Here is a 9,157-nt window from a genome sequence, read left to right as displayed (position 1 = left end):
CCTGAGCGCGAAGTCGTCCGGGTTGCTGGACTGCCTCATGGCCTCGTCGTAGGAGATGAGGTCCCTGTTCATCAGGTCGAGCAGGGACTGGTCGAAGGTCTGCATGCCGTAGGTCGTGTGTCCCTTGAAGATGGCGTCCGTTATCTCCTTGGTCTTTTCCTTGTCGGTGATGCACTCCCTTACCCTGGCCGTCGAGACGAGCACCTCGACCGCCGGGACCCTGCCCATTCCGTCTTTTGTGGGCATGAGCCTCTGGGATATTATGCCCTTCATGACCCCGGCGAACTGTATCCGTATCTGCTTTTGCTGATAGGGCGGGAAGACCGAGACGATACGGTTTATGGTCTCCGTGGCGTCTATCGTGTGGAGTGTGGAGAGCACCATGTGACCGGTCTCGGCCGCCATGAGGGCTATCTCTATGGTCTCCAGGTCCCGCATCTCGCCGACCATGATAACGTCCGGGTCCTGCCTGAGCGCACCCCGGAGGGCATGCGAGAAGGAGTCGGTATCGACGCCTATCTCGCGCTGGTTTATGATGCAGCGCTTGTCCCTGTGCAGGAACTCGATGGGGTCTTCGACCGATATAATATGGCACGACCTGTTATTGTTTATGTAGTCCATCATCGCCGCGAGCGTGGTGGACTTGCCGCTGCCCGTTATCCCGGTGACGAGCACCAGGCCGCGCATCTCCATGGAGAGCCTGTCCATGACCTTCGGCAGATTAAGGGTGTTGAAGTCCTGGATTACCATGGGTATGACCCTCAGGACTATACCCACCGCGCCCCTCTGCTGGAATACGTTCACCCTGAACCTGCCGAGCCCCGGCACGCTGTAGGCCACGTCGGCCTGGTGGGTCTCCTTAAAGGCCGCCTTCTGCATGTCGTTCATCATCCGCCATGCGGCCTTGGATACGTCGTCGGGAGAGAGGCGCGGGTGGTTCTTAAGCGGTGCAAGGGAGCCGTGGACTCTCATTATGGGCGGGAGCCCCGCCTTAAGGTGTACGTCCGAGGCCTTTTCCTTTACCGCGAAGTTCAAAATGGCGCTTACATCCACCTCTTCAGCCATGTTTTTATCCCTCCTTGTTCTTTATGTCGAACTGTTCGCGTAGCTTGCCCTCTATTTCCGCAGCCCTCTCCGGGTTTTCCTTGAGGAACTTTCTGGCCGTTTCCCTGCCCTGTCCTATCCTCTCACCTCCGTAAGAGAACCAGGCCCCGCTCTTTTCGACGACATTGGCCTTCGTGGCCATATCGAGTATGTCCCCCTCCCGGGATATGCCCTGGCTGAAGATTATGTCGAACTCCGCGTCCTTGAACGGCGGGGCGAGCTTGTTCTTTACCACCTTCACGCGCGTCCTGCTCCCTATGACCGCATCGCCCTGCTTTATCTGGCCGGTCCTGCGGATGTCCAGCCTCACCGAGGAGTAGAACTTGAGCGCGTTCCCGCCCGTGGTGGTTTCGGGGCTTCCGTAGAAGACCCCTATCTTGTGGCGTATCTGGTTTATGAACAGCATGCAGGTATTGCTCTTGCTTATGGTGCCGGTGAGTTTCCGGAGTGCCTGGCTCATGAGGCGCGCCTGGAGGCCCATGTGGCTGTCTCCCATCTCCCCTTCTATCTCGGCCCTGGGGACGAGCGCGGCCACCGAGTCCACCACGATAAGGTCCATGCCGCCGCTCCTTATGAGCATATCGGCTATCTCGAGGGCCTGCTCGCCGGTGTCGGGCTGGGAGAGCAGCAGTGCGTCGGTATCGACCCCGAGCTTCCCGGCGTACTCCACGTCGAGCGCGTGCTCGGCGTCTATGAAGGCCACGGTGCCGCCCTTCTTCTGGGCCTCGGCCGCTATGTGGAGCGCGAGGGTGGTCTTGCCGGAGGCCTCGGGGCCGAATATCTCCACTATCCTGCCCTGCGGTACTCCTCCGATGCCGAGCGCTATGTCGAGGCTCGGGGAGCCGGTGGAGATGGCGGAGATGTCACGCACAACCCCGCCTTTGCCAAGGCGCATTATGGAGCCCTTGCCGAACTGCTTCTCTATCTGGCTCATGGCCAGGTCAACGGCCTTAGTCTTGTCGGTTGCCGACGGTGCTGCCATATCTATGAACCCTCCTTTGTTTATGACGCTATGAGTGCCCGAGTGTTATTTCTTTAATGGGATGGTGCTTCGCGCCTCCGGGGCCGAGCTCGCTCCGGAAGAGCGTAAAAGAATCTACCGTGAATGTCTTACCCGCCCCCCCTGCCCCCCCTGCCTCCCCGGTCCCCCCGGCCTCCTTCGGGAGCCTTGCCCGCTTCCCCTTTCTGACCCTTCCGAGTGTCAGGTGAGGGTGAAAGGGGCGTCCTTCCTTTTCGAAGCCTATCCTTTCAAGTCCCTCTTCGATATTTTCCCTGAGCCGGCGGAGTTCTTCGCATTCTCCTATCCCGACCCATATGACCCGCGGGTTTTTGAGGCTCGGGAAGGCGCCGACCCCCCCGGCACCCCCGGCACCCCCGAGCGTCAGGGTGAAAGGTTTAGCGCCCTTTCCCGCTTCTTCGAGTACGCTGCCTATCTCCTCTATCCCGGAGCTCTCGACCTCGCCCAGGAACTTGAGCGTCAGGTGTATGTTGCCGGGTTTGCCCCAGGATACGGCGTCGCTTTTACGTCCTGCGCTCTGAAGTTCTTCCTGCAGGGTTTTGAGCGCTTTTTTTATATCCGCCGGGAGCTCTATGGCGACGAAAGTCCTCAACCGTAATTGTAATCTTTACGCGAGCGCTTTTTCAAGGAGATTCAACGCGGAAAGCGCCGCGGCTTTCTTTATGGCCTTCCGGGTGCCTTTTAGAGAGAGTTTTTTCGTTTTCGTGCGCACCTTCCTGCAGTCGGCTATGGCGACAAAGACCGTGCCCACCGGTTTATCCGGGGTGCCCCCGCCCGGGCCGGCTATGCCGGTTATGGCAAGGGCCATGTCCGCCCCGAGTTTTTTCCTCGCCCCCTCGGCCATCTTCGAGGCCGTTTGGGCCGATACGGCCCCGTGCCGGTCGAGTGTCGCGGCCGAGACCCCGAGGAGCCGTTTTTTCGCCTCGTTGCCGTAGGCCACGACCCCGCCTTTGAAGTAGGCGGAGCTGCCCGGCACGTTAGTTATCATGTGCCCGACGAGCCCGCCTGTGCACGACTCGGCTACGGCAAGCGTCCTGCCGCTTTCGGCCAGCTTCCGGCCCACCGCCGTCTCGGGCCCCATCGAAGCCTTTCGTTCGCTCATAGCACGAACCTTATCGCGATCTGGGCGGTGACGTTGGCGTAGATACCGGCTGCCACGTCGTCCAGCACGATCCCCGCCCCCCCCGGAAGACGACTGTCGATGAGTCCGGCGGGGTAGGGTTTCAGGATATCAAAAAACCGGAAAAGAATAAAGGCCAATATTACGTTCTGGGCGGTGAAGGGGAGGAGGAATGTAGCCGCCCCGAAGCCCACGATTTCGTCGAGCACTATGCAGGAGGGGTCCTTTTTTTCTGCGATTCCGGCGGCCTCCGAGGCCAGGAGGCATGCCCCCACGATTGCCAGCGCCAGGGCCGCGGCGCCCCAGAGGGGAGGGAGCAGAGAAAGCGCGAATGCCAGCGGGATGCCCCAGAGCGTCCCCACGGTACCGGGGGCAAAGGGCGAGTAGCCGCTATAGGCCCCGGTCGCAAGGAACATTATGATGGAATTTTTCATCTTAAAATATGAAGCGGCGCATGCCGATGTTTACGAGTATGCCCACGCCTATGAGCGAGGTGAGGAGGAATGAGCCCCCGTAGCTCAGGAACGGGAGCGGCACGCCCACGACGGGCAGGAGCCCGGAGACCATCCCGATATTTATGGTTATGTGCCAGAAAAGCATGGCCGCGATACCGAGAGCGAGCAGGAAGCCGAACCTGTCCTTGGAGTTTTTTGCCGCCTCGAGCCCCCTTAAGAGGAGCGCCAGGAAGAGGGCGAGCACGGTGAACGAGCCCATGAGGCCCCACTCCTCGGCAAGGGTGGAGAGGATGAAGTCGGTGTGGTGCTCCGGGAGGAACATCAAGCTCGCCTGCGTACCCTTTGTGAAGCCCTTGCCGAGGAAGCCCCCCGAGCCTATGGCTATCTTGGACTGGAGCAGGTGGTAGCCGGACCCGAGCGGGTCGCTCGCGGGGTCCAGGAAGGACAGGAGCCGTTTTTTCTGGTAGCTCCTGAGCGAGCCCCAGGCGAAGGGGATGAGCGTTACGCAGAGCACGGCCAGGGCTGCGAGCGTCCGGGTTTTTATCTTTACGGTAAGCATCATCGAGCCGAATATCAGGACGAATATCAGAGAAGTCCCCAGGTCCGGCTCGCGGACGATGAGGACGAACGGTATAGCCAGCAGGAGCCCCGGCAAAAAGAGGTCCTTTAACCCGAGTCCCTTCTTCGGCACGATTATAGAGCTAAGGTAGCGCGCCATCACTACTATGAAGGCGAGTTTGGCGAACTCCGAGGGCTGAACGGACACTACCCCGAGGTCCAGCCACCTCTGCGCCCCGCCGACGGTCTGGCCGAAGGCGAGGGTGGCCGCGAGCGACGCTACGGACAGGATGAATATGGGGTAGGCGAAGCGCTCGAGGAGCGAGTAGTTGAGTATGACCGTAACCGTCATGACCCCCGCTCCGGCCGCGACCCACCAGAGCTGCCTCTGGTAGGCGTACCCCCCCTGGCCGAGCGTGGTGCTGTATATGCTCGCAAGCCCTATGGCGGCAAGGGCCGCGGTTACGGCCAGAAGCCGCCAGTCTATCTGGGCGAATAATCGTCTGTCTATCATAGTTTAAAGGCCGTGATGCGTGATGCGTGTGCGTGATGCGGGAAAGCCGTAATGCGTGTACGTGATGCGTTATACGTATTTAAAGATTTTCCGCATCACGTATAACGCACACGCATCACGGGTTTTAATCTATATCTCCTGCTCCTCCTCCTCTTTTTTCTTTGAGAGGTAGGTCTCGAATACCCTTAGCGCCACCGGGGCCGCGGCCCTGGAGCCGAACCCGCCGTGCTCGACCAGTACCACGACGGCTATTACGGGGTCGTCGTACGGGGCGAAGCCGACGAACCAGGCGTGGTCGCGCTGTTTGTAGGGGATTTTTTCTATATCCTTTTCTCTCTCCTTCAACCTTATGACCTGTGCCGTCCCGGTCTTACCGGCTATCTTGAGCCCCCCCTTCATAAGACGCCTTGCCGTTCCCCCTTCTTCCTCGACCACGCCCCGTAGCGCGCTCCGCAGTATCTCGAGGGTCTCCGGGGAGACCGCGAGCTCTCCGGCCTCCTCGGTGAAGAACTCTTCTATCAGTTCTCCTTCCGGCGTCTCGGTGCGTTCCACTATCCTGGGTTTTAAGAGCTTTCCGCCGTTGGCTATGGCCGCGTAGGCGGCGACGAGCTGCATCGGAGTGGCGAGCATATAGCCCTGCCCGACCGATATGCTTATGGTCTCGCCCGTGTACCAGCGCTCCCCCAGGGCGCGCTTCTTCCACTCGGAGCTCGGGACGAGCCCGGGCTTTTCGTCCTTCAGCCCCATGCCCGTGGAGGTGCCGAAGCCGAAACTCTTTGCGTAGCGGGCCAGCCTGTCCACCCCCACTTTAAGCCCTACCTGGTAGAAGAACGTATCGCTCGATTCCACGATCGCGCTGTGTACGTTTATTTTGCCGTGCCCAGCCTTTTTCCAGTCCCGGTAGTCACGCCTGCCGAACCGGAAGGAAGGGCCGGAGAATATTTTTTCCTCCGGGGTTATGAGCTTCTCCTCGAGGGCGGCCGAGGCGGTTATGGGCTTGAAGGTGGACGCCGGAGGGTACTGGCCCTGGATGGCCCTGTTGGTGAGCACGTTAAGCGGGTTTTCTATTATCGCCTTCCAGTTCTCCGCCGAGATGCCCGAGGCGAACATGTTCGGGTCGAACGACGGGGTGCTGACCATGGCGATTATTCTTCCCGTGCGGGGCTCCATCGCCACCACCGCGCCGGCCTTGCCGCTCATGGCGTCGCGGGCTATGAGTTGGGTGGGCAGGTCTATCGTGAGGAAGGTGTTGTTGCCGGGCTCGGGCGGTATCTTCGAGACCGTCTTTATCTCTCTTCCCAGGGCGTCGACCTCGGTATGCCTTCCGCCGTCCACGCCCCTTAAGGTCGTCTCGAGCATGGTCTCCACCCCGTTTTTGCCTACCATGTCTCCGGGCCTGTAGCTAACGCCCTTATCCCTCGCCCGGGCGACTTCCCTTTCGTTTATCTCCCCCAGGTAGCCCAGGATATGCGCTATGGCGTCGCCGTAGGGGTAGGCCCTCCTGGGTCCGACCTCCAGGACCACGCCGGGAAGCTCGAACTTGAAGCTCTCGACCTTTACCATCTCCTCCCAGGAGAGGTCTTCCTTGAGCCTTACGGGCCGGAAGGGGGAACGCTTCCGGGCCTTCTCGATCCTGGCCTCGATGGTACGCGGCTCTATCCTTACCAGCTCCGTGAGTGTTTTCTTCGTCTTCTCCCAGTCCCGGACGTCCTCGGGGATTACGGACAGGTCGAAGCCCGGACGGTTTTCCGCGAGCCTCAAGCCGCTCCTGTCGAAGATAAGGCCCCTGGGCGCGGTGGTGTTCACAAGCCGTATGCGGTTGGTGCGGGACAGCTCCGCGAACTCCAACCGTTCCATTACCTGCAGGTACCAGAACCTGGAGGCGAGGACGAAGAAGGAGATGAAGAGCACGGCCTTTACGAGGAAGAGCCGTTCCCTCAGCTCCCTTGGTTCCTTGTCACCTACGTAGCTCATCAAGGCAGATAGCTCCCCTGGCTTTTCTCGCGGAAGCCCGTGATGCGTTCTATCCCGGCTATTATGAACGGAGCGGAAAGCCCCGTCACAACGGCCACCGGCAGCACGTGGCCCGCGAACGCAAGGTCCGGGTTTATGGAAACGACTATCGCGTATGAAAGCGCGCCCTTTAAGGCCACGCCGAGCGCCGTCCCAAGGACGCCTGCGGCGGCGCCTGAGAAGTGCACCTTCTTGCTCAGAACATAGACGACTATGAAGAAGAAGAGGAGAGAGAAGGAGGTGGAGCCTATGATGGCCCCGCTGAAGACGTCGTCCACGTAGCCCAGCATGAAGGCGAGGACCACGCCGTGTACCGACGGCCTCGCGTACGCTATATGGAAGACTATTACGAGCGGGAGGTCCGGCAGCGGCAGGCCGGGGAAGAGCGTGCTCTTCACGGAGAGAAACACTACCGTAAGCGGCAGGAATATAAGGAAGTCTCTCATCGCCTTAACGGGGGTGCGGGTCTTCCGTTACCACGAGCACCTCTTCTATCTTGCTGAGACCTACGTATGGCCGGACCTCGACGCGGCTGAAGAAGTTGTCGCCGCCCTTTTCGACCCGGGTTACCTCTCCCACCAGGAGCCCCTTGGGGAAAACACCGGCGAGCCCGGCGGTTACTACCCTGTCGCCGACGCGCACGTCTTCAAGCTCCCTCAAGTACTTCAATATGATGCCGCCGGAGCCGTCGCCCTGCGCCACCCCCTTCACCCTCGTCCTCTGCAGTATGACGTCTATGTTCGAGCGGGGGTCGGTGAGGAGCAGCACGGTGGAGGTGCCGGCCGTGACGGCGATGACCCTTCCCGCCACCCCCTCGGGCCTTACCACGGGCATGTTCGCTCCTATGCCGTGGTCCGCGCCCTTGCCGAGCGTGGCCGTCCTGGTCCAGCCCCCGCCCGCCTCGAAGGCGCTGAAGCCGAGCGTGTCGGCGGGAAGGGTCGTAAGCGAGTAGTCCCGCTTGAAGCCCATGAGGTAGTTGAGCCCGGCGCTCAGCCGGAGCTCTTCGCGGAGGCTGTTGTTCTCTTCGTTAAGCGCGTGGACGGTCTCCTTCAGCGTCTCGTTCTCCTCGCGCAGCCCCACCAGGTAGAGGTAACCGCTCCAGGTGTCCTCGACGAAGGAACGTACGCCGAGAAGCGCGCTCTGGAGAGGAGAGGTCAGGCCTGCAAGGACCCCCTTCACCAGAACGGCCCCGCCGACGCCCTTCTTCTCGGTTACGGTCAGGTGCAATGAAAAGAGACAGAGGACGGTCGCAGAGAGAATGACCTGGTGTCTCCGTAGGAATGCTGTCATTATGCGGGTATTCGTTTGTCCGGAAAGCCGAGGCCCCGGCGGCCTCAGTTCGGTATGGTAACTTCCTTCAGGAGCGCTATCTCGTCGAGCACCTTGCCGGCCCCCCTTACCACACAGGTAAGCGGGTCGTCGGCTATGGTAATCGGGAGCTTGGTCTCCTCCCTCAGGACCGAGTCGAGGTTTCTCAGGAGCGCCCCGCCGCCGGCGAGCATTATGCCCTTGTCCACCATGTCGGCCGCCAGTTCCGGAGGGGTGGTCTCCAGCACCTGCTTTATGGCATCTATGAGCGCGTTCAGGGGTTCGTTCAGCGCCTCCCTTACCTCGACCGCGGCTATCTCGATTGTGGCCGGTATGCCCGTCACCAGGTTGGAGCCCTTTATCTCCATCATCTGGTCCTCCTCCTCGGGGGAGGTGAGCCCCATGCTCATCTTCATATTCTCGGCCACGCCCATGCCTATGGCCAGGTTGTACTTTCTCTTTATGTACTGCATTATCACCTCGTCGAACTTGTCCCCGCCAACGCGTATGGACTTGGCCTGGACGATGCCCGACAGAGAGATTACGGCTATCTCCGAGGTGCCGCCGCCGATGTCCACTATCATGTTCCCCGAGGGCTCGGTAATGGGCATGCCCGCGCCTATGGCCGCTGCCATGGGCTCCTCGATCAGGTATACCTCCGAGGCCCCGGCCGAATGGGCCGACTCCTTTACCGCCCTCTTCTCCACCTGGGTTATGCCCGACGGTACGCCCACGATTATTCTCGGGCGCACGAGGAGCTTACGGTTGTGGACCTTGGCGATGAAGTGCTTTAGCATCTCCTCGGTCACCGCGAAGTCGGCTATGACCCCGTCCTTCAAGGGCCTTATGGCCGCGATATTCCCGGGGGTCTTCCCGAGCATGGCTTTCGCGTCCCCGCCGACGGCCAGAACGCGCCTGCCCCTGCCGTCCTTCCTCACGGCGACCACCGAAGGCTCGTTTATTACGATGCCCTTGTTCTTGACATATATCAGGGTGCTTGCCGTGCCCAGGTCTATGGCGAGATCGTTCGAGAAGAGTCCTATAAGGTAGTTGAACATGGTGTCTCC

The 9,157-nt window shown here is 60.6% G+C and carries 10 protein-coding genes; all 10 read right to left on the bottom strand.

The genetic code is table 11. The features are described from left to right. Positions 1–1,053 (bottom strand): type IV pilus twitching motility protein PilT (locus V3W31_04885; GenBank protein ID MEE9614275.1); only part of this gene is annotated, 1,053 nt, incomplete at its 3' end. A 16-nt stretch (positions 1,054–1,069) separates the two neighbouring features. Further along, positions 1,070–2,086, bottom strand: coding sequence for a recombinase RecA (gene recA, locus V3W31_04880; protein ID MEE9614274.1), 1,017 nt, complete (start codon positions 2,084–2,086; stop codon positions 1,070–1,072). A 28-nt stretch (positions 2,087–2,114) separates the two neighbouring features. Beyond that, positions 2,115–2,714: an RNA 2',3'-cyclic phosphodiesterase gene (thpR, locus tag V3W31_04875; protein MEE9614273.1), complete on the bottom strand. Its 600-nt coding sequence runs from the start codon at positions 2,712–2,714 to the stop codon at positions 2,115–2,117. Positions 2,715–2,729: 15 nt separating this feature from the next. Continuing rightward, positions 2,730–3,224 (bottom strand): nicotinamide-nucleotide amidohydrolase family protein, encoded by a 495-nt coding sequence (locus V3W31_04870; GenBank protein ID MEE9614272.1) that lies wholly within the window; start codon positions 3,222–3,224, stop codon positions 2,730–2,732. Beyond that, complete coding sequence (locus tag V3W31_04865) at positions 3,221–3,676, bottom strand: phosphatidylglycerophosphatase A (protein MEE9614271.1); 456 nt, start codon at positions 3,674–3,676, stop codon at positions 3,221–3,223. The genes V3W31_04870 and V3W31_04865 overlap by 4 nt, the downstream gene beginning before the upstream one ends. Position 3,677: 1 nt before the next feature. Further along, positions 3,678–4,769, bottom strand: a complete 1,092-nt coding sequence (gene rodA / locus V3W31_04860; GenBank protein ID MEE9614270.1) for a rod shape-determining protein RodA — start codon at positions 4,767–4,769, stop codon at positions 3,678–3,680. Between the two features lie 129 nt (positions 4,770–4,898). After that, positions 4,899–6,743, bottom strand: a complete 1,845-nt coding sequence (gene mrdA / locus V3W31_04855; GenBank protein ID MEE9614269.1) for a penicillin-binding protein 2 — start codon at positions 6,741–6,743, stop codon at positions 4,899–4,901. Continuing rightward, positions 6,743–7,228: a hypothetical protein gene (locus V3W31_04850; protein MEE9614268.1), complete on the bottom strand. Its 486-nt coding sequence runs from the start codon at positions 7,226–7,228 to the stop codon at positions 6,743–6,745. The genes mrdA and V3W31_04850 overlap by 1 nt, the downstream gene beginning before the upstream one ends. Positions 7,229–7,232: 4 nt before the next feature. Continuing rightward, positions 7,233–8,072 carry a rod shape-determining protein MreC gene (gene mreC, locus V3W31_04845; protein MEE9614267.1) on the bottom strand — a complete coding sequence of 280 codons (840 nt, stop codon included), beginning with the start codon at positions 8,070–8,072 and terminating at the stop codon, positions 7,233–7,235. A 44-nt stretch (positions 8,073–8,116) separates the two neighbouring features. Then, a complete protein-coding gene (locus V3W31_04840; protein ID MEE9614266.1) occupies positions 8,117–9,148 on the bottom strand; it encodes a rod shape-determining protein in 1,032 nt (343 codons plus the stop codon). Between the last annotated feature and the right edge of the window lie 9 nt (positions 9,149–9,157).

It is taken from the genome of Thermodesulfobacteriota bacterium (genome assembly GCA_036482575.1).
Lineage (GTDB): Bacteria > Desulfobacterota > GWC2-55-46 > GWC2-55-46 > JAUVFY01 > JAZGJJ01.
The sequence above is the reverse complement of the archived record's forward strand: the minus strand, read 5'-3'. Positions and strand labels throughout refer to the sequence as shown.